Annotated in this window: 9 protein-coding genes and 2 tRNA genes; 5 read left to right on the top strand and 6 right to left on the bottom strand. The window is 66.8% G+C overall.

The genetic code is table 11. The features are described 5' to 3' along the window. The first annotated feature begins 37 nt into the window (after nt 1-37). The 3 genes from ACG0Z6_RS15350 (at nt 38) to ACG0Z6_RS15340 (ending at nt 14,766) form a co-directional block, all read left to right on the top strand. Nucleotides 38-9,055 carry a hypothetical protein gene (locus ACG0Z6_RS15350; RefSeq protein ID WP_394462977.1) on the top strand — a complete coding sequence of 3,006 codons (9,018 nt, stop codon included), beginning with the start codon at nt 38-40 and terminating at the stop codon, nt 9,053-9,055. A gap of 74 nt (nt 9,056-9,129) precedes the next feature. Next, nucleotides 9,130-13,512: a hypothetical protein gene (locus ACG0Z6_RS15345; RefSeq protein WP_394462975.1), complete on the top strand. Its 4,383-nt coding sequence runs from the start codon at nt 9,130-9,132 to the stop codon at nt 13,510-13,512. Between the two features lie 90 nt (nt 13,513-13,602). Further along, nucleotides 13,603-14,766, top strand: coding sequence for a glycosyltransferase family 4 protein (locus ACG0Z6_RS15340; RefSeq protein ID WP_394462973.1), 1,164 nt, complete (start codon nt 13,603-13,605; stop codon nt 14,764-14,766). Here ACG0Z6_RS15340 and ACG0Z6_RS15335 read toward each other — a convergent pair. After that, nucleotides 14,755-15,675 (bottom strand): LysR family transcriptional regulator, encoded by a 921-nt coding sequence (locus ACG0Z6_RS15335; protein WP_394462971.1) that lies wholly within the window; start codon nt 15,673-15,675, stop codon nt 14,755-14,757. The genes ACG0Z6_RS15340 and ACG0Z6_RS15335 overlap by 12 nt on opposite strands. Nucleotides 15,676-15,797: 122 nt before the next feature. Between ACG0Z6_RS15335 and ACG0Z6_RS15330 the strand changes: the two genes are divergently transcribed. Then, nucleotides 15,798-16,334 (top strand): cytochrome b, encoded by a 537-nt coding sequence (locus tag ACG0Z6_RS15330; protein ID WP_394462969.1) that lies wholly within the window; start codon nt 15,798-15,800, stop codon nt 16,332-16,334. Nucleotides 16,335-16,380: 46 nt separating this feature from the next. Further along, a complete protein-coding gene (locus tag ACG0Z6_RS15325; protein WP_394462967.1) occupies nt 16,381-17,319 on the top strand; it encodes an NADP-dependent oxidoreductase in 939 nt (312 codons plus the stop codon). A 191-nt stretch (nt 17,320-17,510) separates the two neighbouring features. Here the strand turns inward: ACG0Z6_RS15325 and ACG0Z6_RS15320 are convergent. From ACG0Z6_RS15320 to ACG0Z6_RS15300, 5 genes are all read right to left on the bottom strand, one after another. After that, nucleotides 17,511-17,587 (bottom strand) — tRNA-Arg (locus ACG0Z6_RS15320). A gap of 91 nt (nt 17,588-17,678) precedes the next feature. Beyond that, on the bottom strand, nt 17,679-19,661 hold the full coding sequence (locus ACG0Z6_RS15315) for an OPT family oligopeptide transporter (protein WP_394462965.1): 1,983 nt from the start codon (nt 19,659-19,661) through the stop codon (nt 17,679-17,681). Between the two features lie 240 nt (nt 19,662-19,901). Continuing rightward, a tRNA-Pro gene (locus ACG0Z6_RS15310) sits at nt 19,902-19,978 on the bottom strand. 26 nt (nt 19,979-20,004) lie between these two features. Further along, complete coding sequence (locus ACG0Z6_RS15305; RefSeq protein WP_394462963.1) at nt 20,005-23,397, bottom strand: UvrD-helicase domain-containing protein; 3,393 nt, start codon at nt 23,395-23,397, stop codon at nt 20,005-20,007. 44 nt (nt 23,398-23,441) lie between these two features. Beyond that, nucleotides 23,442-26,156, bottom strand: coding sequence for a PD-(D/E)XK nuclease family protein (locus ACG0Z6_RS15300; protein WP_394462961.1), 2,715 nt, complete (start codon nt 26,154-26,156; stop codon nt 23,442-23,444). Between the last annotated feature and the right edge of the window lie 94 nt (nt 26,157-26,250).

The raw sequence follows: 26,250 nt of genomic DNA, 5'->3' as shown, positions 1-26,250 counted from the left end.
CCGAATCACCAGCGCTTGAAAAGAGCGGGAGCAGAGCATGGCATCACTGATTTCGAACCTGACGACAGAACAGATCGCCGCACTGTCGACGAGCACTCTGGCTCGACTGACCAGCGAGGATTGGGCCGCGTTCACGTCAGAGCAATTTCAGGCGTTGACCACCACGCAATTCGCGTCGCTCAGCACCCGTGCGGCGTCCTTCTTCACCACCACGGCGCTGGCAGCCATAGAGACCGACGATTTGCGCGCCCTGAGCACCGCAGCACTGCGCACGCTCACCAGCACGCAGCTCAACGCGCTGGGCACCGAGCAGTTCTCGGCCATGGCCACACAGCAGGTCAGCGCGCTGAGCACCACACAGATTCGCGGCCTGGAGTCCGATGACCTCAACGCCCTGGACAGCGCCCAGATTCGCGCGCTGAGCTCGACCCAGCTCTCGGCCCTGACCACCGCGCTGGTGAGCGCCATGGCCTCGGACGACGTGCAGGCCCTTCGCACCGAGCAGGTGCGAGGGTTGTCCTCGGCTCAGGTGGGTGCACTGTCCTCTGAATCGATCAGCGCGCTTGGCACCGGGCAAGCCGCTGCACTGACCTCCTCCCAAACCGCGGCGCTGAACACCGAACAGGCCGCGGCGCTGACCACGGACGCCGTAGCCGCCATATCGACCAGCGCCTTGCGCGGGCTGGGCACGGCTCAAATCGGCGCTCTGAGCACCGACCATGTGGCCGCGATGGACTCGCGCCAGATTGGCGCCCTGACCACCGGGCAGTTGCACGCCCTCTCCAGCGACGCCATCTCCGCGCTGGACACCGTGCAGCTGCGGGCGCTGACCACGGCCCAAGTCGCGGCACTGACCACCGAACAGCTGCAGGGCCTGAGCTCTGACGATGTGGCCGCCCTGAGCTCCATGCAGGTGCGTGCCTTGAACTCCTTGCAGCTGGGCTCGCTGAGCACAGACGCCATCGCGGCGATGAGTTCCGCGCAAATTGCCGTGCTCAACTCCAACCAAGTGGCAGGCCTGAGCACCGAACACATTGCCGCCATCAGCTCCGAGGACATGCGCGCCCTGTCCTCCGTGGCGCTGCGCAGCCTCAGCACCGCGCAGTTCGAAGCCCTGGGCTCCGAACAAATTGCCGCGCTGAGCTCGCAACAGATCAGCGCCATCACCAGCGGTCAAGCCGCGGTGCTGTCCACCGACGAAATCAACGCCTTGAGCAGCGCGCAGATCCGTGCCCTCAACGCCGGGCACATTGGCGCACTGAGTACCGAACAATTTGCCGGCCTGAGCTCCGACAGCGCACAGGCGCTGAGCACCGCTCAAATCGGCGCCGTCAGCTCCGTCCAGCTGGGTGCGCTGAGCACTGCGGCCGTGGAGGCCATGACCTCGGCACAGTTCGCCGCCCTCACCTCGCGCCAAGCTGCGGGCCTGAGCACCGAGCAGGCCGCGGCCATCGAAACCCAGGACCTGCGCGCCATCAACTCGGCCGTGCTGCGCTCGCTCAGCACCGCCATGATCGACGCCTTGAGCACTGACCAGCTCCAAGCGCTCACCACCGGCCAGGTGCAGGGTCTGAGCACCGCGCAAGTGAGCGCGCTCAGCAGCGGCGACCTCAACGCGCTGAGCAGCGGCCAGTTCCGTGCGCTGACCTCGGCCCAAGTGGCCGGCCTGACCACCGAGCAAGTCAACAGCCTGGAGTCCGACGACTTGCAGGCCCTCACCAGCGCCCAGCTGCTGGCCCTGAGTTCGGCACAGGCCGCCGCGCTGTCCACCGGCTCCGTCGAGGCGCTCAGCAGTGCTCAGATCGGTGCCCTGGGCACCCGCCAATTCGCGGGCATGAGTTCTGAGCAGATCGCTGCCATCCAAACCGACGATGTGCGCGCCATCAACATGACGGCGCTGCGCAACTTCAGCACCGACCAAATCGCCGCCTTGAGTTCCGACCAAATGGCCGCCATGACCACCACACAGGTGGCTGGCTTGAGCACGGCGCAAATTCAAGCCATCGACTCGGCAGACCTGCCCGCATGGTCCAGCACCCAGTACCGCGCACTCACCACGGCGCAGCTGGCAGCGCTGACGACTGACCAGGTCAGCGCCTTGTCCAGCGACGACGTGCAAGCCCTGAGCACGCTGCAAATCCGCGCACTGAGCTCCGCACAGCTGGCCGTGCTGGACACGGCCAACATTGCCGCACTCACCAGCACGCAGGTGGGCAGCCTCACATCGACGCAGATACTGGGCCTCAGCAGCACCCAGGTGCAGGCGCTGGAGTCGGGCGACATCCGCTCGCTGTCCACGGCGGCACTGCGCGCGCTGGGCACAGAGCATCTCAATGCGCTGAGTACGGACCAATTCGCACAACTCAGCTCGCAGCAAGTGGCTGCGCTGAGCAGTGCGCAGCTGGCAGGGCTCTCCAGCGAGAACCTCAACGCCCTGGAAAGCCAGCAAATCCGTGCCCTGACCACGGCGCAAATCGCCGCGCTGAGCACCGACCAAATCAGCACCATGCAAAGCGAGGACGTGCAGGCGCTTACCACCGCACAAGTCCGTGCGTTGAGTTCGGCACAAGTGGGCGCGCTGACTTCCGATGCGCTGCAGGCCATGACCTCGGTTCAGTACGCTGCCTTGGGCACCACGCAAATCAGCGGGTTGGGCACCAATCAGATCAACGCCATTGAATCGCTGGACGTTCGCTCGCTGTCTACCGCAGCCCTGCGCGCCATGAGCACCGAGCAGTTCGCGCAGCTGGACTCTGACCAAGTGGCCGCGCTCAACACAGTGCAAATTGCCGCTTTGAGCACGGCCCAGGTGGCTGCGCTGGACACGCAGGACCTCAACGCCTTCTCCAGCACACAAATCAAGGCCCTCTCCACTGCCCACATTGCGGCGCTCACCACCGAGCAAGTGGCCGCCATGGAGAGCGAAGACGTGCAGGCGCTCACCACCGCGCAAGTGCGTGCCCTGAGCTCGGCCCAGATGGCCGCGCTGGACACCGCCAACATCGCCGCCATGAGCTCCGCACAGGTCTCGCAGTTCAGCACCGCGCAAATTGGCGGGCTCAGCAGCGATCAAGTCCACGCCATTGATTCGCAAGACCTGCGAACCCTGACAACGGCGGCCGTGCGCGCGCTCAACAGCGACCAAATTGCGGCGCTGGACAGCGACCAGATCGCGGCCTTCACCACCGCGCAAGTGCAAGCCTTGAGCACCTCGCAGCTGGTGAACATCGGCTCTGAGGAATTCAGCGCCTTCACCAGCAACCAACTGCGTGCGCTCAGCAGCGCGCAGGTCGCAGCACTGACCACGCAACAGATCTCGGAACTGGCCAGCCACAGCGTGCAAGCCTTCGGCACCGCGCAAGTGCGGGCCCTGAGCTCGGCACAGCTGGGCGCGCTCAGCAGCGAAAACGTCGGCGCGCTCAACTCCTCGCAAGTGGCGCAGCTGAGCTCGGCGCAAGTCGCTGGCCTCAGCAGCGAGCAGTTCGCGGCCATCGGCACCAGCGAGCTGCGCGCTCTGGGCACCGCTGCGCTGCGCGTGCTGGCCACCGACGTGCTCAATGCACTGAGCACCGAGCAAGTGGGGCAACTCACCACCTCGCAAGTGGCGGCCTTGAGCACCCAGCAAGTGGCGGGCCTGGCCACCGACGACCTCAACGCCCTGGGCAGCACACAGCTGCGCGCCTTCAGCGCCACGCAAATGGCTGCACTGACCACCAGCCAGCTCTCCGACCTGGCCAGCAGCAGCGCCCAAGCCCTGAACACGGCGCAGCTGCGGGCTCTGGATTCGGCACAAATCAACGCCCTGAGCTCTGACGCTGTAGGGGCCTTGAGCTCCACGCAAATTGCCTCGCTGACATCGGCCCAAGTTCTGGGGCTGAGCACTCAGCAAATGGTGGCGCTGGACACTGTGGATGTGCGCGCACTCACCACGGGGACGCTGCGTGCGCTGGACTCCGCCCAGCTCGAGGCGCTGAACTCCGACCAAATTGCCGCACTGAGCACCCAGCAAGTGGGCGCATTGACCACGCTGCAAGTCAGCCAGCTCACCAGCGAAGACCTGAATGCACTGACCAGCCAACAGGTCCGGGCACTGACCGCTGCGCAGGTGGCTGCGCTGACCACAGCACAGCTGGCCGACCTCTCCAGCGACGACGCCCAGGCCCTCACCAGCACGCAGCTGCGGGCCATGAGTTCGGCACAAATGGCAGCCCTCTCCACCGAGGCTGTGGCCGCCATGGGCTCGACACAGTTTGCCGCCCTCACCAGCACCCAGGCACAGGGCCTGACCACGAGCCAGATGGCTGCCATCGACTCGGGTGACCTGCGCGCACTCAACACCGCATCGCTGCGCGCCTTGGATTCGAGCCAGCTCGATGCGCTGGACTCCAACCAGATCGGCGCCCTGAGCACACAGCAAGTGGCGGCGCTGAGCACCCTGCAAGTCAGCCAGCTCGCCAGCGAGGACCTGAACGCCCTCACCAGCGCCCAAGTGCGCGCGCTGACCACGGCACAAATCGCAGGCCTGGGCACTGAACAGATGGCGAACTTGGAGAGCGAGGATGTGGCCGCGCTCTCCACCGCCCAAATCAAAGCATTGAGCTCCGCACAAGTCGGCGCACTCTCTACCGATGCCATCATCGCTTTGGGATCTGCACAAGTGGCAGCCATGGGTTCGGCACAAGCCACAGGGCTGACCACCGAGCAGCTGGCGGCCATGGAGACGACCGATCTGCGCTCGCTCACCACCGCCACGCTGCGGACACTGGACTCGGCCCAGCTTGGTGCGCTGAACTCCGACCAAATGGCCGCACTGACCACGCAGCAAGTGGCCTCCTTGTCCACGCAGCAAGTGGCCCAGCTCGCCAGCGAGAACTTGAACGCGCTGACCAGCGGTCAGGTGCGCGCCTTGACCACCGCACAGCTGGCGGCCTTGACCACCGCGCAACTCGCGGCCATGGACACCGACGATGTGGCGGCCTTGAGCACGGTGCAAATCGCCGCACTGAGCTCCACCCAACTGGGTGCGCTCAGCACCGACGGTGTTGCAGCCCTGACCTCTGCGCAAGTGGCGCGCCTGAGTGCCGCACAAGTGGCAGGCTTGAGCACCGAGCAGATTCAGGCCTTGGAATCGGGGGACGTGCGCTACATCAGCAGCCTTGCGCTGCAAGCCTTGAGCACCAGCCAGCTCGAGGCCCTGACCTCAGCTCAGATCGCCGGATTGAGCACCCAACAAGTGGCCGCACTGACCACCACGCAAGTGGCCAATTTGGCGACGGACGACCTGGCCGCACTGGAAACCGCGCAAGTCCGCGCGCTCAGCGCCAACCAACTGCGTGCTCTGGGCAGCGCACAGCTTGAGGCGCTGGACTCCAACCAGATCGCATCACTGAGCTCTGCGCAAGTGGCAGCCTTGTCCACGCTGCAAGTCAGCGAACTCACCAGCGAGGACTTGAACGCCCTGACCAGCGCGCAAATCCGCGCTCTGACCACGCAGCAAGTGGCGGCCCTGACCACGGCGCAAATCAACGCCATGGACAGCGATGACGTGCAGGCGCTCACCAGCACGCAGCTGCAAGCCCTGAGCTCAACGCAAGCGGGGGCGTTCTCCACCGAGCAAATTGTGGCCCTGGGCACAGCGCAATTCGCAGCCCTGGGCAGCCGTCAGCTCAGCGGACTGAGCACTGAGCAAATCGCCGCGCTGGAAACAGCGGACGTGCGCGCCCTCAACTCGGCGGCCATCCGCGTCTTGAGCTCCGATCAGCTCGAAGCCCTGGGCTCCGACCAGATCCAGGCCTTGGGCACGGCGCAGCTCGCCTCTCTCACGACGGGGCAGATCAACACCCTCAGCAGCGACGACCTCAACGCGCTGACCAGCACACAGCTGCGGTCTTTGGGCACGGCGCAAATCGCCGCACTCAGCAGCGCCAACCTCAACGCCCTGGTCTCGGACAGCATTGAGGCCCTGAGCTCTGCGCAAATCCGCGCCCTGAGCTCTGCGCAAGTGGGTGCCCTGTCCACCGAAGGCGTGGCGGCACTGACCTCCATGCAAGTCGGCGCCCTGGCCTCAAGCCAAGTGGCGGGCTTGACCACCGACCAAATGGCGGCCCTGGAGAGTGGCGACCTTCGCTACCTCAACAACCTGGCGCTGCAGGCGCTGACAACGGCCCAGCTGGATGCGCTGAACTCTGACCAAATCGCCGCCTTGAGCTCTGCGCAAGTGGCGGCGCTGACCACGGCGCAGATTTCTCACCTCAGCTCGGACGACCTCAACGCCCTGACCAGCGCACAAATCCGCGCGCTGACCACCTCGCAGCTCGCTGCCCTGACCTCCGCTCAAGCCGCAGGCATGGCCAGCGACGATGTTGCAGCCCTGAGCACGGTCCAAGTGCGTGCCCTCAGCTCTGTGCAGCTGGGTGAATTCAGCACCGAATCCATCCAGGCGCTGAGCTCGGCGCAAGTGGCCGCACTCAACTCCACCCAGGTGGTGGGCTTGAGCACCGCTCAGATTGCAGCGCTGGATTCGGGTGACGTCACGGCGCTGACCACCGCGTCCCTGCGGGCCTTGGGTACCGCCCAGATCGAGGCCTTGGATACCGCACAAGTGCAAGCCCTGAGCACGGCCCAGATCGCGAACTTGAGCACAGCCCAGGTGCAAGCGCTGGGTAGCGAGGACTTCGCAGTCCTGAGCTCCACCCAACTGCGTGCCCTGTCCACGGCGCAAGTACAGGTGCTGAGTTCTGAACAACTCGACGCGCTGGACTCTGACCAGATCGGTGCATTGACCACCGCGCAAGTCGCCGCGCTGACCACCACGCAGCTGAGAAACCTCAGCAGCGAGGATCTCAATGCTCTGGGCAGCACGCAGCTGCGCGCCATCAGCTCCAGCAACTTTGCGGCACTGACCACAGAGCAAATCAGCACCCTGGCCAGCGACGATGTGCCCTACCTCACCAGCGCACAGGTGCAAGCACTGAGCTCGGCACAAATCGCTGCGCTCAGCACAGAAAACGTGCAAGTGCTGACCACCGCGCAAGTGGCCGCACTGGGCTCGGCACAGGCACGAGGTCTGAGCACGGAGCAAATGGCGGCACTGGAAACCGCTGATCTGCGAGCCCTGTCCACGGCCACGCTGCGCAGCCTCAGCTCGGCCCAGATCGATGCACTGAACTCTGATCAGATCGGTGCCCTCACCACCGCACAGGTGGCGGCCCTAGGCACCGCTCAGATTCGCGACCTGGCCAGCGAGGACCTCAACGCCTTCACCAGTGCGCAAATCCGCGCTCTCAGCTCCACGCAACTGGATGCCCTGAGCACGGAGCAGATGTCCACCTTGACCAGCGACGACCTCTCCGCGCTGAGCACGCTGCAGCTGCAGTCCTTGAGCTCGACCCAACTGGGTGCGCTGGCCACGGACGTGCTGCCAGAGCTGAGTTCGACACAGTTCGCAGCGCTGAGTTCGACACAGCTGCAAGGCTTGACCACCGACCAGATGGCGGCCATGGAGACGACGGACCTGCGTGGGCTGAGCACCGCGGCACTGCGTGGTCTGAATTCCGGGCAGCTCGAATCGCTGAACTCCGACCAGATCGCGGCCTTCACCACGGCACAAGTGGCGTCTTTGTCCACGCTGCAAATCAACCAGCTCACCAGCGAGGACGTGCAGGCGCTCACCAGCAGCCAGGTCATGGCCCTGACTTCTGCGCAGCTCCAAGCGCTTACCACCGAGCATGTGGCGGCGCTGGACACGGTGGACCTGGCCCACATCAGCTCGGCCAACCTGGCTGCGTTCGGGTCGAACGATCTGGCCGCCATGAGTTCCGATCAAATCGGCTCACTCACGGCAGGTCAGTGGTCAGCCCTGAGCGCCACGCAGGTGGTGGGCATTGACAGCGAGGACATCGCCAGCATCAGCACCGCTGGGCTGCGCGCACTGACCACGGCCGCCTTTGCCGCGCTGACCACCTCGCAGCTGGAGGCGCTGGACACCAGCCAGATGACAGCCCTGACCACCGCACAACTGCGCGCGCTGGATACCCAGCATGTGCAGGCCCTGGAGTCGGCCGACGTCGCGGCACTGGCGTCCACGCAAATCGCGGGCTTCAGCTCCACGCAGCTGGGGGCGTTCAGCACAGACCAGATCACGGCGCTGAACACCGACCACATCAAGGCGCTGACCTCCATCCAGATCGACGGTTTGAGCACGGCACAAATTGCCGCCTTCACCACCGATCAAGTGTCTGGCTTTGAGACGCAGGACTTGGCCAGCATGTCCATGGATCAAGTCCTGGCCTTCTCCTCAGAACAGATCGCCGGCATGAGCAACGCCCAGCGCGACGCGCTCTTCCTGGCCACACCGCTGGTGCTGGATTTGGACGGCAACGGCATCCAGACGCTGTCGGCCAGCGAAGGCGTGAACTTCGACATCAACGCCACGGGCAACACCTCGCAGCGTTGGGGTTGGGTGGGCGGCAACGACGGCCTGCTGGCGCTGGACATCAACGGTGACGGCCAGATCAACAGCGGCGCCGAGCTATTCGGGGCGGGCACCACCTTGGCCAATGGTCAAAAGGGTGCTGACGGCTTCACCGCACTGGCCCAGCTCGACAGCAACCACGACGGCGTGATGAACGCCAAGGACGAGCAATTCAGCAAGCTGCAAGTCTGGGTGGATGCTGACCACGACGGCGTGACCGATGCAGGTGAACTCAAAGGCCTGGTGGACCTGGGCATCGTGGAGCTCAACCTCAATGCCACACGTGGCAGCGATGTGAACAACGGCAACGTGCTGGGCCTCAACGCCAGCTACACCAGTGCCGACGGCAGCCAGCATCAGGTGAGCGATGTGTGGTTCGCCAAAGACACCGGCCAGGCCGCAGCGCCCAAGTTGGACGAGGTGTTGACCGCGCCAGACAAACAGCTGCTGCCACCCTTGCCACCGCAGGCTGTGGCGGAAGCGGCGGAAAACGCCACCGCTCAGCCCGCTCATCACGGCCTAGCTGGTTTGCTCAAGCCCCGACAGGAGGATGACCTGCAAGCACCGCCGCCCCTGATTTGATCGGGCCCTAAGGGCGGGGTGACGGCCCACAAGGCCGCCACCCCGCTTGCTTGTTTGTTGAACCACGCCAAGGCATGGCCATCGTCGTCACCCAGCTCACCCCAGCGGAAATTGCGCTGCTCAGCACGGCTCAGTTGGCGGGACTCAAACCCGCCGACTGGGCCCTGTTCACGCCTGAGCAAATGGCAGCGCTCACGCCGCGGCAAATTGCACCGCTCAGTGCCGTCACGCTGGCGAGCATGTCCGCAGGGCCGCTTTGGGCACTGGAGGCGGAAGACGTACGCGCCATCAACACCACGGCGCTACGCTCCATCACACCGCACACGCTGGCGGGCCTGTCGCCCGAGCACATCGCAGCGCTGAGCACCGAGCAGGTCAGCGCCTTCACGCTGGACCGGCTGCGGCGCTTCAGCACCGACCAATTCAGCGCGCTCACCAGCGAGCAAGTCGGCGCCCTGAGCTCGCTGCAGATTCGCGGTCTGTCCAGCGTCAACATGCCGCTGCTGAGCACGGAGGAAGTGGCAGCCATCAACCCTGCTGCGCTGCGCGCCTTGAGCTCCGGGCAGGTGGCCAACCTCAGCTCCGAGCAATTTGCCGCGCTCAGTACCTCGCAGCTGGGCCAGCTGCGCCTGAACCAAACCAGCGGTGTGGGCAGCGCCCAGCTCGCCGCCCTCAGCACAGAGGCCCTGCAGGCCTTGGACACCGCGGCACTGCGGGGCATCTCCACCGCCACCATGCGTGGCCTCACCGATGCCACCGTGCAAGGCTTCTCCACCACCCAGGTGGCGGCCTTGGGCAGCTTCCAATTGGTGGCCATGGGCTCGGCCGGCATGGCGGCCATGACCTCCGAGCAAATCCAGGCACTGGGCAGCTTGCAGATCAAGGCCTTGAGCACACAGCAAATGGCCGTGCTGCTGCCTGAAGATTTGCAGGGCTTGGGCACTGCACAGCTGCGCAACATCAGCTCCCAACAGCTTGGCGCACTGAGCAGCGACGCCCTGCAAGCCCTGAGCACAGCCCAGGTGGCGGTGCTGAATTCGCGCCAGCTCGGGGGCCTCAGCAGCGCGCAAATTCAGGCCATCTCCACCGACGAGCTGATGGTGCTGAACTCGCGCGCCGTGGCGGGGCTGCGGCCCGATGTGCTGGCCAATTTCAGCAGCGAACAGCTCAGCGTCATCAATAGCGCGCAGATGCGCTCGCTCACCAGCGCGCAAATTCGCGCTTTGGACAGCGATGACCTGGCCGCCTTCAGCACCACACAGCTCAGCGCCCTGCGCTCGGAGCATCTGCGCGCCCTCAGCACCGCGCAAATCGGCTCCCTGCAAAGCGAGGACATCGCCGCCCTGGATTCGCTGGCCCTGCGCGGGCTCAGCTCGGCACAGCTGGCCGCGTTTTCCACTGAACAAATCAACGCACTGAGCAGCGTGCAGTTGGCGGGCCTGAGTTCCCAGCAGCTGCGTGGCCTGAGCGTGGACGGGCTGCTGGCGCTGCGGCCCGACGCCGTGGTGTCGCTGTCCACGCGCGCCATCACGGGGCTGAGCACAACCCAGTTGCAGGCTCTCAGCAGCGACCAGGTGGCGGGCTTCAGCACCTCGCAGATACGCGCCCTCACCACCGCGCAGCTGCATGCGCTTGAACAAGAAGACTTGGTGGCGCTCAACACCGCGCAGGTGCGCGCGCTCAGTCCGCTGCAGATTCGGGCACTGAGCACCGACCAAATCAACACGCTGGAGACCGATGACTTTGCGGCCCTGCACACAGCCACCTTTCGTGCTCTGAGCTCTGAACAGCTGCGTGCGCTGGATGCCCAGCACATGGCTGCGCTGTCCACCCAGCAAGCGGCGGTGATGAGCACGGGGCAGATCGTCTTGCTCAGCACTGATCAGCTCGGCGCCTTGCGCCAGGACACGCTGCAGGCCATTCACACAGCGGCCATCAGAGCCCTCACCAGCGACCAGCTCCAAGCCATGGGTGCCCAGCAGCTGGCCACGCTGCGCCCCGAGCAATGGGCCTACCTCAGCACCCAGCAGATTGCCAGTCTCAGCGCTGATGTTTTCAACCAACTCAGCTCGCAGCAACTCAGCGCGCTGAACTCCAACCAGCTCGCCGCCATCTCCTCGGCAGAAGTGGGTGCGCTGCTGCCCGATTTGTTTGCCCACTTCAGCCCCCGCGAGCTCTCGGTGTGGAGCCCGCAAAAGATGAGCCTGCTGCAGCCCGACCAGCTGCGTGCATTGAGCAGCGCGCAGCTGGGCATGCTCACCACTGCACAGCTGCAAGCGCTCTCGGCGGCACAAATTTCGGGCCTCAACCCCGATGCCATGCCCGTGCTCTCGGGGCGCTCGCTGCGCAGCCTGCGCACCGAGCAACTCATGGGCCTGGACACCAGCCAGGTGCAGGCACTCACCACCCAGCAGATGCAGGCCCTCAGCAGCCAGCAACTGGCAGCGCTGAGCGAGGAGCAGCTGCACGCCCTGAACACCAGCCAAGCCCGCGCGCTGCACTCCACGCAAATCGGCTTGCTCAGCCAGGATCAGGTTCGCGCCTTCGATTCGGAAGACCTGCTGGCCATGAGCAGCCAAACGCTGCGCGCCTTCAACGCCCAGCAACTCGCGGCCCTCAGCCAGGGCACGCTGGCGCTGCTGGGTACGGTGCAAATTGCAGCGCTGGACTCCGCGCAAATGCGGGACCTGAGCACCGACCATCTCGCCGCGCTCAGCAGCGAGCAGCTGCGCGTGCTCAGCACCGCGGCGCTGCGTGGCCTCAGCAGCGAGCAGTTCGAGGCCATGGGGGTGGACCAAATTGCGGTGCTTTCGCCGCGCCAAATCGCGGCCTTGCGCTCCGACCAAATCGCCACGCTCAGCACCGATGAAGTGCTGGCCCTGAGCACCGCGCAAATTGCGCAACTCACCCCACTGCAGGTCTCAGCACTGAGCGCCGCACAATTCGCTGCGATTGAGCCGGACGACATCAGCGCACTCTCCACCAAGGCCATGCCGGGGCTCAGCACCGATCACATCCGCGCCCTGACGCTGGACCAGTTGACCGCACTCACCCCAGCACAAATTGCAGCGCTGGGCTTGGCGCAGGCCAGGGCCATGGATGTGGGGCAAATTGCGGCGCTGGAACCGCACCAAGTGGCAGCGTTGAACAATGTGCACATGCTGGCTTGGAGCAGCACACAGTTTGCGGCGCTGGAGGCGGTGGACATCCCTGCGCTGCCGAGCTGGCTGCTGCGCCTGGTCTCGCCCGGTGCGCTCAGCGCGCTCAGCAGCGACCAAGTGCAGATGTTCACCACGGCCCAGCTCGCCCAGCTGGGCAGCGCCCAGTGGCAAGAACTCAGCAGCGAAGACATTGCCGCGCTGAGCTCGCGCAGCATAGGCAGCCTCAGCAGCCAGGCCTTCAGCCTGCTGCGCAGCGATCAAATCGCCTCGCTCAACGCCGAACACATCGACGCCTTGAGCCCCACCACGCTGCGTGCGCTCAGCACTCAGGCTCTGGCCGCACTCAACACCGATGCGGTGCACTCGCTCAACGCCGCGCAGCTGCGCCAGATCAGCAGCGCGCAGCTGCAGGCCCTGAGCACCGACGCCATTGCCGCGCTGTCCAGCGCCGCCCTGCCCGCGCTGGACAGCCAGCAAATCCGAGCGCTGAGCACCGAGCAAATCCACGCCTTCGGCGCCACCCAGGTGGCGGGCCTGGAAACGCAAGACCTGCTGGCGCTCAGCAGCCATCAGGTGCGCGCCTTCAGCTCCGAGGCCATGCAGGCCATGAGCGGCGCGCAGCTCGACGCCCTCTTCCTTGCCACGCCCATCGTGCTCAACCTCGATGGGCAGGGGCTGCGCACCCTGGCCGCTGCACAGGGCGTGGCCTTTGACTTGAACGGCACTGGCCACACCCAGCAGTGGGGCTGGGTGGCCCAGGGCAATGCCCTGCTGGCGCGCGACCTCAACGGCAACGGCCAGATTGACAACGGCAGCGAGCTCTTTGGCAGCGGCACACGCCTGGCCAATGGCCTGCGCGCCACCGACGGCTATGCCGCCATGGCCGCGCTGGACAGCAATGGCGACCACCAGCTCAGTGGCGCCGACAGCGCCTTTGCTGAACTGCGCCTGTGGCAGGACGCCAACGCCAACGGCCACACCGAAGCGGGTGAACTCAAAACCCTGGCCGAGCTGGGCATCGTCAGCATGGATTTGCTGGCCAAGCCCAGCGACGCCGTGGACGCGGGCAATGTGCTGGGCCTGATCTCCAGCTACCAAACCGCCGACGGCGCCACGCACCAGATGGGCGATGTCTGGTTCGCCCAGCACCGCCCCGAGGCGGTTCAGCCGCCGTCGCCATCCGCCCCGCCCCAGCCGCAACAACAGCCACCGCCCGAGCCCGCCGCGCCCGCGCACCTGGCCCTGCTGCGCCCCCACGGGGACGACGAACACCCGCTGCCACCGCTGTTGCTCTAGGCGTGCGCGTGCGCCCAAGCCGCAGATATGCGGCTGCGCAAGGGGCTTTTTCGGGCATCCCCCGCAGGCGCTCTGCCCACAATCGCAGGCATGAAAACGCTTTGCATTGAAGGCTGGCGCGGGGTCAATCACTCCATCGCCATGGTCAACCAGAACCAGATCCTGGAGATGGTGAAGTACCCGCAGTGGCACATCAGCCACCGCGACGCGCCCTACTTCATGCCGCACTGGAGCCGCGACACCCTGGGTGCCGGTTTTGCCCCGCACGAGGCCGCCATCATCGACGGCCTGCCCCCGCCCCCTGAAGCTGAGGCCGTGGACGTGTGCCTGCGCATCGCCTCGCCGCTGCGCGCCAGCAGCCCAGGTACGGCGCGGCGCACCGTGACCTTTGCCGTCACCGAGTTCGGCCTCTCCGACAAAAGCTTTGACCCGCCGGGCATGAATCCGCGCCTGCTCACGCAGGGCGACGACTGGGTGCTCACCCCCACGCAGTGGTCCAAAGCCCGCCTGGTGGACTGCGGTTTTGACGAGCAGCGCGTGCGCGTGGTGCCCCACGGCTACAAGACCGACACCTTTTTCCCCTTGAGCGAGGGCGAACGCCAGGCCGCACGGGCCGCGCTCGGGCTGGCGCCGCACGAGGTGGTGTTCACCAACGTGGGCGTGGCCACCTGGAACAAGGGGCTGGACCTGCTGATCCTGGCCTTTGCCGAGCTGCGCATGCGCGGCGTGCCCGCGCGACTCATCCTCAAAGACCACAAAGGCCTCTACGGCCTGGGCGTGGAGCAAACCTTTGCCGAGCTGGCCCAAGTGGCGCCGCAAGTGGTGTCCGACACCGTGCGCGAGGGCATCAGCGTGCTCTCCAGCAGCCTGAACCTGGGCCAGCTGCGCTCGCTTTATGCGCTGAGCGACGCCTACGTCTCACCCTACCGCGCCGAAGGCTTCAACCTGCCCGTGCTCGAAGCCATGGGCTGCGGCACCTGGTGCATCGTCAGCGGCGGCGGCGCCACCGACGACTTCACCCCGCCCGCACTCAGCTACCGGCTGCGCAGCCGCCCCGGCACGCACGAGGACCAGCCCCAGGTGCAAGGCCAGTTCGTGGTGCCCGATTTCGAAGACCTGGTGCACGCCATGACGCAGGTGGCGCTGCGCAAGCTGCCCACGCCCGAGCAGCGCCAGGCCGCACGCACCTCGCTGGCCGAGCACTACAGCTGGGCCGCCGTCACGCGCCAGCTCATGGAGCATCTAAGCCTTTAGCACAACCCCGCTCGGCGGGGCCAGCCGCGCCACCAAGTAGTCCAGCACCGCGCGCACGCTGGCCGGTTGCAGGCGCGAGGCCATCACCGCGTGCATGGGCAGGCGCGGCGCACTCCAGGTGGGCAGCACCGGCACCAGCCGGCCCTGGGCCAGGGGTTCCTGCACCAGCCCGGGGTCCAACATGGCCACACCCATGCCGCGCTCGGCCAACCCGCGCATGAGGCTGATGTTGTTCACAAAAAAGCGCCCGCGCACCACCACCTCGGTGCTCTGCCCCCGCACATCCGCCTGCAAGCGCCACAGCGACTGGCGCTGCTCACTGGGGAAAAAGATGCCGTCGTGCTCCACCAAACAAGCCGGCTGCACAGGCACGCCACGCCTGGCCAAATAGGCGGGCGAGGCAAACAAGCGCTGCTCCACGCTGCCAATCTGGCGCGCCACCAGCTGCTCGTCGCGCACTTGGCCCAAGCGTATGGCCAGGTCGACGCGCTCGCCCACCAAGTCTGCATTGCGTGAAGAGAGGTCCAGCTCAAAGCTGATGCCGGGGTGCTCCTGCGCAAACTCGCTCAGCAAGGGACCAATCACCACCACCCCCAAATCCACCGGCATGCTCAGCCGCACATGGCCGCTGGGTTTTTCGGCGCTCTCGCGCAGCGCCTCCTGCGCCAGCTTGGCCTGGTCCACCAGGTGGGCACAGCGTTCGTAATAGCGCTGCCCGGCTTCGGTGAGCACCACGCGGCGCGTGGTGCGGTCAAACAAGCGCACGGCGAATTCACGCTCCATCGCCGCGATGCGGCGCGACAAGGTGGCCGGAGGCACCTGGAGGTTGCGGCTGGCGCGGCTGAAGCTGGCGGTGCGCGCCACCTCCACGAACAGCACCATGTCATGCAGGGCAGAAAGGGCAAGCATGCCCGGCAGTTTATTCCGATCATGGAATAGTCAATTTCACATACACCTCTTCCATGGCACAAGCTCAGCGCTGACACTGCTTCCCCCCAGGGCAAGGTTTGCCCTGCACCACAGGAGACTGAATGAAAACATTGCCAAACCGCTACCACGGTGCTCTGGTCCTGCTGCACTGGCTGCTGGCGCTGCTGATCTGCGTGGCCTTGCTCATGGGCACCTTCGCGCTCAAAACCACCCCCAACAGCGCGCCCGAAAAAATCGACGGCCTGCGCGGGCATATGGTGGCCGGCGGGCTGATCTTGATGCTGACGCTGCTGCGCTTGTTCGTGCGCATCAAAACCCGCCACCCGGCCCCGGCCAGCACGGGCAACGCCCTGCTCGACCGGCTCGCCCCCCTCACGCACTGGGGCCTGTACCTGCTGGTCCTGCTGATGCTGGGCAGCGGCATTGCCATGTCCGTCATGGCCGGCCTGCCCGACATCGTGTTCGGCGGCATCGGCAGCTTGCCCAGCAACTTTGACACCCTGCCCCCGCGCGCCGTCCATGGCCTCGTGGCCAAGCTGCTGGCCCTGGCCATAGGCCTGCACATTGCCGCCGCGCTCTTCCACCAATTCGTGCGGCGCGACCGCCTGTTCGCCCGCATGGGCTGGGGTCCGCGCTAAAGCGCTCCCCCGCCCACACCACCACCATCGATAAGGAACACACCCCATGAAAGCCATTCGCATCCACGCCTACGGCGGCCCCGAGCAGCTGCAGCTCGACGACATTCCCGTGCCCGACTGCGGCGCCAACGACGTGCTGGTGCGCGTGGTGGCTGCCGGTGTCAACCCGCTGGACTGGAAAATCCGCTCCGGCGCCATGGCCCAAGCCATGCCCAGAACCTTCCCCTTCACCCTGGGCTGCGACGCCGCAGGCGTGGTGGTGGCCGTGGGCGGCGCCGTCAGCGGCTTCAAGCCTGGCGATGAAGTCTTCTTCTTCGCCGACCTGCAGCGCGGCTGCTACGCCCAGTACGTGGCGGTGGACGCCGCGCAAGTGGCCCACAAACCCAGCACCGTGACCTTTGCCACCGCCGCCGCCCTGCCCGTGGCCGGCCAAGCCGCCTGGACAGCCCTGATGGACGCCGCCCAAATCGAACGCGGCATGCGCGTGCTCATCCACGGCGGCGCAGGGGCGCTGGGCAGCGTGGCTGTGCAACTGGCCAAAGCCCAAGGCCTGCATGTCACCACCACCGCCAGCGGCGCGGGCATGGACTTGGTCAAATCACTGGGGGCCGACACCGTCATCGACTACCGCAGCCAAGCCTTCCAAGACCACGTCAAAGGCATGGACGTGGTGCTGGACACCATCGGCGGCCCCACCCAGGAAGCCTCCTGGTCCACGCTCAAGCCCGGCGGCATCCTCGTCGCCACCGCCCAGCCCCCGGCCCCTGAGCGCGCCGCCGCCGCAGGCGCACGCAGCGCCTTCGTGTTCACACCACCGCGCGGCGCTGTACTGGCCCAACTGGCCGCCCTGGTGGACAAAGGCCAGCTGCGCATCCTCGTCGGCCAAGAATTCGCCCTGGCCGACGCCGCCCACGCCCACCGCCTGGGCGAAAGCGGCCAGTCACGCGGCAAGATGGTCCTGCACGTCGCCGCTCCGCAGGCCTAAAGCCATCGAGCCCGCAGCGGGTAGGGAATGCGGGGGTATTCTCTGAGGAGACCCCATATGACCTGCCCCCTTCTGCCGTGCCACCGAGGCGGAAGCCCAAGCCGAAGATCAGTTCTGAACGGAATTCGAACGGCGGCGTTCGGTGGTGACGCTCAAGCAGACAGACTGCATTGCTAGTGCCAAGCGCTGCTTGGCCTGCCCGGAGGGACTCGAACCCCCGACCTGCTGCTTAGAAGGCAGCTGCTCTATCCAGTTGAGCTACGGGCAGTGTGTGTGGTGTGCTTGCGTTGCGGTGCCTTCCCAGGCGCCGCAGCAAAGCAACGGGTGCGCGGCATTGTAGGCCAGCGCACCCGGTGGGTTTACAACATGACGTTGATGATGGCGTTGCCAATACCCATGAGGGCGGCGCCCGAGATCAGGCCAGCGCAGATGGGTTCAGCGCCCTGCACCCAGCGGCGGTAGCCAGCACCTTCGGGCTTGGCTTCGTTGCGCTTGTGCATGACCCAGAACAGCAAGGCGCCGATGAACATGCAGATCACGGCATCAGGCGGCAGCACGGCACCGAGGCCGATGGAAACGGCCGACAGCGGGAACTTGCCGCGCGTTTTGATGCGCAAGGTCTCGATCACCACAGCCAGCACAGCCGCCACAACCATGGAAATCACGGCCGAGGTGGGCAGCTTGCTGATGCCGTTGGCGATGAGTTCAGCCACACCCTTCCACTGCATGGCAGCGGGGAAGGCGAACTGGTCGCTCACGATGGTGGCAGCGCTGCGCACGCCGTTGGCGTCCGCCGGCAGGAACAGCAAGAAGAACAGCGGCACGGCAGCCAGCGTGCCCGCCACCAAACCGATGACGTGGCCGATGGCCTGGTGACGCGGCTTGCCGCCGAGCATGTAGCCGGGCTTGATGTCCGACAGCAAGTGTGCGGCGTTGGAGGCCACGTCCGAGGTGATGGTGGCCGGCAGCAGGTTGGAGGCCGGGTTGGTGCGGTCCAGCGCGCCCATGGTGAACTGCGTGATCTTGGCCAGCGAGCCCGAAGGCACCCAGGACGTGAGGGCAATGGCGTTGGTGCCAATGACCGTCAGCACAATGATCAGGGGCAGCGCCACCAGGCTCAGCAGCCAAGGCACACCGAAGAACTCGTGCGTCATCCAGGCGCTGAGCAGGCCGAACACGGGCACGCCCACGTAGGAAATCCACAGCGGCACTTCGATACCAGCCAGCAGATCGGGGCCTTGGGGGCCCTTCACTTTGGCTTTGCGCTTGAAGATGGAGGTGAACAGCTCAGGCTTGGCCAGCAAGCCCACGATGGAGCCCGTGACCATCATGGTCACGGCCCACCACAGGGACCACTGGTTGACGATCTCAGCACGCGAGATGGGCACGGTCACGCCTTCGGCGGTGACACGCGGGGCAATGTCGCCCATGGCAATCATCAGCGGTGCGAGCACGGCGAAGTTCACCAGCGCGCCAATCAAGCAGCTGGTGGCCACCACAATGCCCATCAGACCGCCCACGCCCACCATGGCCATGTCCAGCGTCAGGCGCAAGCCCAGCACGCGGAAATCGGTGCCCAGAATCTTGGGAATCCAGGCGTCCACCTGCGTGGCCCAGTTGTAGTAGTAGTAATCGAGCTTGTCGCGCAAATACCAGGGCTGGCTCATGCCTGCCCACTGGTCCATGCGCAAGATCTTGAACTGGATGACCTTCATCCAGCCATCGCTGACGATGGCTTGGTACACCGCCGCAATGCCGGCCACTTTTGCCAGCAGACGGGCTTTGTACATGCCCTCGCCACCGTCGCCGGTGTAGAGCGAATCCAGCACCACGCCCGCAGCGCGGCCTTCAGGGAAAGGCAGTTGCTCCTCGTTGATGAAGCGGCGCTTCATCGGGAAGGCCACCAGCACGCCCAACGTGGCCACCACCAGCAGCCACAGCATGAGCTGCCACCAGGGAATGATGTGGCCGGTGATCATCATGTAGGCTGGCAAGCCTGCAATGAGTGGCATCACCGTATAGCCCGCTGCCGTGGCAATGGACTGGCTGCAGTTGTTCTCCAGCACGCTGAAGTCACGCGCCAAGCCCGAATTGGCAAGCGATTTGAAGATGGCGAAAGCCAGAATCACCGAAGTCAGGCCCACGCCAATGCCCACGCCGGTTTTGGCGCCGATGTACAGCGCCGTGGCCGTGAGCACCAGGCCGAGCAAAAAGCCCGTCAGGCCCGAGCGCAGCGTGAGCTGCGGCATGTCTTTTTGGTAGACGTGGTTGAACCACCACTCGTCTTTTTGCGCGCGGGTCCAGGTACGGACCTGTTCGTCGCTGAGTTGCTGGATCGCCATTGAGCGTGCCTTCCTTGTAGAACTCTGCCAGTGCGCAACAACTGCGAGGCCGCTTGTGACCGCCCGCACCGCTCGCACCCAAAGCCGCGCATTTTCACCACCTTTGGGCGCTGCGGCGCGGCGCGCACCCAGGTAATTGCCCGCAAGGCCCCTTGTGCACTGGGCGGCATGCGCACCCAAACACAGGGCCAGACAAGCAAAAACCCGCTGTGCACGATGGCACAGCGGGTTTGTGTTTGATGGTCGGGGCGGCGGGATTCGAACTCGCGACCCTCTGCTCCCAAAGCAGATGCGCTACCAGGCTGCGCTACGCCCCGACAAGCCTGCTAGTGTAGCGCATATTTCACAGGTATTGAGACAACTTCTCGCTCACATCAATCCACTGCCCCTGGCCGGTGATGAAACCGGCACCCACAGCCTCGCCGGGCTGCAGCGCACGCACAGCCCGCACATAGCGCGCCAGCTGCTGCACATAGCCTTCGTCTTGCTGCGGGCGGGGGTGCAGTTTGTAGTCAATCACCCACCAGTGGGGCCTGCCATCGACGCCGTCCACACACACCAGGCGGTCCAGGCGCAGCTCCACACCGTCCAGCGTCAGCGGCACTTCGTTGCCAGCCCAGCGCAGGCGCTCGTTGGCGAAGAAGGGGGCGCAATCGGGGCTGCCCAAAATGGCCGCCACCGCCTGCTCCAGGCGCTCGCGCCGCCGCGCATCCAGGCCGTACATCTGCGCGGCCGCGCCGGTGTAGCGCGGTGCGTCGGCCGCGCGAGCGCCGGGGCGGCTCACCCACTCCAGCACGCGGTGCAAGGCCTCGCCCAGCGCGGCGAGCTCGTCCAGCTCGCTGCTGCGCACCACCAGCTCTTCGGGCTCGCCCAGGGACGCGGTGGCAGGTGCGGCCTCGGCTGCTGCTTCTGGCGGCAAAGCATCGCCCTGCAAGGTGGGCAGCTCGGCCAACTCGGCCAAAGCCACCTGCCCCTCGCTGCCGCCCGGTGCAGGAGGTGCGAGCGGCGGCAAAGCCAGCACCTGCGCCAAGCCCTGCAGGCGGCGCCACCAGGTGCCCTCGGGGCTTTTGCGCGCGCCCACGGTGCGCGAGAGCACCAGCCGTGATTTGGCCCGCGTCATGGCCACGTAGAGCGCATTGAGCTCCTCGCGCATGCGCTCGGCCTGTTCGGCCTCCATCAGCGCGGCCAGCTCCTGCGGCGGTCTGGACTCGGAGGCAATAAAGGCCACGCGCTGCGGCCAGGACTGCAGCACCGGCCAGTCCACCAGCAGCGTGGCGTAGTCGGCCTTGGCGGGCGGGGCATCGCAATCCATCAGCACCACCACGCGCGCCTCCAGCCCCTTGGCGCCGTGCACGGTGAGCAGCTGCACCGCGTCAGCCTGGCTGTGCGCGGGCAGCGTGAGCGCGCGCTGGCGCAGGGCCCGCACAAAACCGTGCAGCGTGGCGTAGCGCCCGCCGTCGAGGTCCAGCGCCAAGCCCAGCAAAGAACGCAGGGCGTGCAGCCTGGCGCTGCGCTGGGCTGGGGGCACGCAGGCGGCCACGCGAGCGGGCACATCACCCTCGTGCACGATGGCGTCGAGCAGCTCATGCGGCGTGCTGTGCGCACGGCGCTGGCTCCAGCGCTGCAGCAGGCTGCGCGCGCGCTGGGTGGCTTCGTCCAGGCTGGCGGCATGCTCTTCGTCCATCAGGGCCAGCCAGAGGCTGCTGCGCAGGGGCGCGGCGCCCTCCTCGGCCAGGCGCTCCACCAAGCCCGCGCGGCGTGAGAGCTGCAGCAGCACGGCGTCACTGACGCCAAACACGGGGCTGCGCAGCGCCTGCGCCAGCGACAAATCGTGCTGCGGCGAGGCCAGCGCATCCAGCAGCGCCAGCATGTCCAGCACATCGGGCGCGTCCAGCAGGCTGTGTTCTTCAGGCGCCACATGCGCAATGCCCCAGCGCTTGAGGCTTTGCGAGAGCACGCGCAAGCCCTCGCGTTTGCGCGCCAGCACAAACACCTCGCCCGGCGCCACGCCGTGGTGGCGCAGCAAATCGGCCAGCGCCTGCGCAATGCGCTCGGCTTCGGCCCAGCGCCGCTGCACCTCGGCCTCGTGGCGCGGCTGCTCCAGGCTGGCGCGCCAGGCCTCCTGCGCTTGGGCAGGCGCTTCTGCCTCGGGCTGCTCTTCGCCCTCGGCTGTGGCCGTTTCTTCGCTGGGCACATCCAGGCTGACAAAGCCCTGCAGCGGGTCCACAGCGCCGTCGTGCTCGGTGGTGTGGGCGCGAAAACCGCTGTACTGGCCTGCGCTTTGCGCGGCCAGCAGCGCGGCGTTGACGGCATCGAGCACCGGCGGCGCGTTGCGCCGCGTGTGGTCGCAGGCCAGCACGGCGCCGCCCAGCGCTTCTTGCACAAAGTCGCGTGCGGCGGCGAACACGCGCGGCTCGGCGCGGCGGAAGCGGTAAATGCTTTGTTTGGGGTCGCCCACGATGAAGACCGCAGGCGGGCGCTGGCCGCTGCCCCCGCCGCCCGCGCCTGCATAGCCCGACAACCAGGCGTAGAGCGCCTGCCACTGCAGCGGGCTGGTGTCTTGGAATTCGTCGATCAAGACGTGGCGCACTTGCGCGTCCAGCCGCTGCTGCACCCAGCCCGAGAGCTGCGCGTCGCTGAGCACGGCCATGGCGCCGCGCTCCAAATCGTTCATGTCCACCAAGCCCTGGCGGCGCTTGAGCGCATCGAAGGCTTCGAGCAAAGCCAGCGAGAGGCGGCACAGGCGCTGGTGGTTTTGCTGCGCCTGCTCTTGCTCAATGGCCTGCTGCACCAAAGTCAGCTCTTCGGCCAGCGGTTCGGCAGCTTCGAACTTTTTGAGCGCCGCGCGCAGCTTGCCGTCCTTGGTCAGCAAGGCCGCACTGACAGCAGCCAGGCGCAGCGCCAGGTCGGGCTCGTCGCTGCAGGCGCGCTCGATCTCGCTGCCCTTCTCGCGCTGTGTGGCGGTGCTGCCCGCACCCAAGGCCGCAGCCAGGCCGAGCAGCTCAGGCGTGAGCGTCGCAAAGTATTGCAACGGGCTGTGCTGCGCAAACTTGGCCGACACGCTGGCTGCCCCCGACACGCTGCCCATGAGCGTGCCGTGCTCATGCGCCAGACGCAGTTCCACGCGCTTGGCAAAGCCCGCCTCCAGCCACTTGGTGGTGGAGCTGCGGCCGCGCTGGTCGATCAGCGCCTGGTAGTCCTCGCGCAGCTGTGGGTCGGCCAGCACAGCGCTGTGAAACTGCCGCCAGAGCTCGGGCATGAGCTCGGCCTCATCCTCCAGCAACTGCAGCTCGGGCGAGAGACCCAGGCTTTGCAGCAAGGCCAGCGGCGCGGCACGCAGCAGCTGGGAGAACCAGGCATGGAAGGTGCGGATGTCTACCGAACGGCCAGCTTCCAGCAGGCGCTGCTGCAAACCAGCGAGGTCTTGCGCGCGGGCCTGCGCCTGCTCGGCGCTGAGCCCACGCTGCTGCAGCGCCAGCACGCGCTGGGCTGGGTCGGCCTGCGCGAATTCAGCCAGCCACTGCTGCAGGCGCTCGCGCATCTCGCCCGCGGCTTTGCGGGTGAAGGTGATGGCCACGATTTGCTGCGGCTCCACGCCCTCCAGCAAAGCGCGCACGATGCGCGAGACCAGCATCCAGGTCTTCCCCGCGCCAGCACAAGCCTCCACCACCACGCTGCGCGCGGGGTCGCAGGCCACGACGTAAAAGTCGCTGCGCGCCACCAGGGCGCCGTTCATCATGTATGCCGCAGTGTCTGCGCGCTTTGCTTCGGTGCCTGACATCAGCAGCCGCCCTCCCACCAATCGTCCTTGCGGCACAGCCCGCGCGCCACGCAGTAGCCGCAGGCCGCGCCCTGGCCCAAGGCCTTGAGCGCAGCGCCGCCCTGCACCGCTGCCAGGTCCTGCGCCAGCCCGCTGCGCAGCTGCTGCGCCACGTCTTCGATGTCCTCATGCGCCAGCAGCGCCAAAGGCTCGCTGCCGTCGTTGAGCGCCAGGTAGGCGGCCTGCAGCGGTGCGGCCTCGCCCTCCTCCTGCATGGCGCCGCACAGCAGCGCGTAGACGCCCAGCTGGGTGTCTTCCAGCGGCGAGTCTTTGACCTTGCGGCGCAGCACATCGGGGTTGCCCGATTTGTAGTCCAGCAGCAGTGCCTGCGGGCGGCCCTGCTGCATGCGTGCATCGCGCCGGTCCAGCCGCCCCATCAACTCCAAGCCGGCCAGACCGGGCGCGTCGGCCCAGGGCTGGCAGCTGCGCTGTTCTTCACCCGCCGCGAATTCCCAGCCCTGCTGCTCGTGGGCCAAGAGCCAGCTCACATAGCGCGGGAACAGCCGCTGGGCCGTGGCCACATAGGGCAGGAACTCCGCCTCCGCCAGGGCCAGACGCTGGCGCTGTGCGTGCGCGGCGTCCCACAGGGCTTGCAGCAGCACGGCAGGGTCCTGGCTGCGCTCGGCCGCGGGCTGGGCCGCACGCTCGGCGTGGAACTGGTGCAGCAGCGCGTGCAGCCAGTTGCCGTAGTCGCTTTTGTCCAGGGTTTCGAGCAATTCGTCGGCCGTGCGCAGGCCCAGCAAATGCAGGGCGTAGAACTGGTAGGGGCAGTTGCGCAAGGCCTCCAGAGTGCTGGCGCTGAGCCGCCGGGGCAGCTGCTGCGCCGCGGTGGCCTCGGCCCGCTCGGTGGGTTTGAGCGTGATCAAGCGCGGGCTGCGGGGGTCTTGCCACGCCGCAATGGGCGGCAGGCCCGCCGCACGCCGCGCCGCTTGCAAGCGCAGCAACAAGGGGCTGGGGGCCAGAGGCTCGGCACCGGCGTGGTCGCAGCGCAGCAGCGTCAGCGCCGGTGCGCGCAAGAGTTGGGCAAAGGCCTGCGCCAGCTGCAAGCGCCGCGCGGCTTGGTCCGGCATGGCCAGCGCGCGCGCCACGGGGTCAGGCAGCAAATCGCAGCCAGGGGCCACACCGCCCAGCGTCTGCGCATCAGCGCCCGGCAGCACCACGGCGCCAAAGGGGCGCAGCATGGCGCGCGCCATGGGCGTGATCAAAACCTGCAGCTGCGCGGGCAGCTGGGGCACAAACTGCTGGGCTTCCAGCGTGTCGTCCACCCAGGCCATGAATTCCTGGGCATTGAGCTGGCTGTGCTGCAGCGCTTGCTCGTGCGCCGAGCCCGGCCAGGGTGCGCGCTGCAACCACAGCGCCATCAGCAGCTGCTGGCCTGCGGGCTGCTGCTGCAGCACGGCCACGCCATCGAGCTGCTGCAGCATGCGCTGCAATTGCTGAAGCCACTGTTGCAGCGGCCGCTGCGTGGCGCCCTTGCGCAGCGCTGCCAGCGCGTCCTGCGCCGCAGCCCACAGCGCTGCGGCAGCATCCGGCAGGCGCTCAGCATGCACAGCGCTCAGGGCCACCCAGCCCTGACGCCTGCAGCTGGCTTCCAGCAAGGACAGAGCTTGCGCATCGTGCCGTTGGCAAAGCGCCTGACCCAGCGTGCCTTTGAGCGCGCTGAGCAGCTCATCCACCGTGGCGCGCGACTGCGCGGCGCGCATCCAGGCCATGAGCTGTGCGGCCTCGGCCGTGGTGGCCAAGGTCCAGCCGGTTTCGTCCCCCAGGCGCAAGGCCTGCCGCTCCAGCAGTGCCCGCACGCGGCGCACCAGCACGCGGTCTTGCGCCACCAGGGCCACCGGCGCTTGACCGGCTTGCAAATGCGCCAGCACCGCCGCAGCCGTGGCCTGGGCCAGGGCCTCGCGGTCCTCGCACACGGCCTCGGCCAGCGCCACGCTGGGCATGTCTTGCGCCAGCGCTTCGAGGCTGCTGTCAGCCAGCAGGCGCAGGCAAGGCACGCCCGCAGCGGCGGCATGGGCCAGCAGCGCCTCGCAAAGCGGGTCAGCCCCGCCCGCTTGCAACACCACCCAGGCACTGGGGCGCTGGGCAAACAAGGCGTCAGTGGCGGGCTCGCGTGAGTCGCTCGCGGCCCACTCCAGCGCCACCAGGCTCAGGGCCTGCTCCAGCTGCCCCAGGCCATCGTCCACAAAGGCTTGGCGCGCCTGGTCCCAAAAGGCCTCACGCGACGCAGGTGCGAGGGTGTGGGCGTGGCGCAGCAGGTGTTGCGCCAGCTCCGTCAATCGCCCAAGCGCAAGGCGAAAGGCCCGCGCATCGGCCTGCGCCAGCGCCTGTGCCCAACTCTGCTGGGCCAGCAGCTGGCGCGCGTTGAGCGCATCCACCGCCGCATCAAAGCTGATTTCCATGCCCTGCGACAAGGGGCTGGGCCCCAGCGCCGAGGCCAGGCTGTGCGTGGTCTCCATGCGCGGCGGCCACAGGCCCGTGCCGCGCCAGGCGCGCCGCGCGCTGGCCAGCTGCTGAGCAAAAGGCAGCAGCACCACGGCGTCGCGACTGGCCAGGCCGCGCTGGCGCAGCCAATCGGCCGCTCCAGCCATGGCGGTTTCCCAAAACCCGGTGGCACCACCTGGCAGGGCCATGGGCAAAGGCAAGGTGTCGATGGGGGCGGCTGAATCGCTCATAAATCAAAGTGGGAGTGGCCGCGGCCCGCGGCGCCACAAAAATGCAAGGTGATAAGAGCGACATGCGCCGCCACCCTCACACACGGGGTCGGCA

It is taken from the genome of Roseateles rivi (assembly GCF_043555845.1).
GTDB lineage: Bacteria > Pseudomonadota > Gammaproteobacteria > Burkholderiales > Burkholderiaceae_C > Roseateles > Roseateles rivi.
Note: the sequence above shows the minus strand (reverse complement) of the source record. Positions and strands in the feature narration are given on the sequence as shown.

Coding starts and splice junctions, on each gene's coding strand:
- ACG0Z6_RS15350 (WP_394462977.1), top strand. CDS start 38: ATGGCATCACTGATTTCGAACCTGACGACAGAACAGATCGCCGCACTG.
- ACG0Z6_RS15345 (WP_394462975.1), top strand. CDS start 9,130: ATGGCCATCGTCGTCACCCAGCTCACCCCAGCGGAAATTGCGCTGCTC.
- ACG0Z6_RS15340 (WP_394462973.1), top strand. CDS start 13,603: ATGAAAACGCTTTGCATTGAAGGCTGGCGCGGGGTCAATCACTCCATC.
- ACG0Z6_RS15335 (WP_394462971.1), bottom strand. CDS start 15,675: ATGCTTGCCCTTTCTGCCCTGCATGACATGGTGCTGTTCGTGGAGGTG.
- ACG0Z6_RS15330 (WP_394462969.1), top strand. CDS start 15,798: ATGAAAACATTGCCAAACCGCTACCACGGTGCTCTGGTCCTGCTGCAC.
- ACG0Z6_RS15325 (WP_394462967.1), top strand. CDS start 16,381: ATGAAAGCCATTCGCATCCACGCCTACGGCGGCCCCGAGCAGCTGCAG.
- ACG0Z6_RS15315 (WP_394462965.1), bottom strand. CDS start 19,661: ATGGCGATCCAGCAACTCAGCGACGAACAGGTCCGTACCTGGACCCGC.
- ACG0Z6_RS15305 (WP_394462963.1), bottom strand. CDS start 23,397: ATGAACGGCGCCCTGGTGGCGCGCAGCGACTTTTACGTCGTGGCCTGC.
- ACG0Z6_RS15300 (WP_394462961.1), bottom strand. CDS start 26,156: ATGAGCGATTCAGCCGCCCCCATCGACACCTTGCCTTTGCCCATGGCC.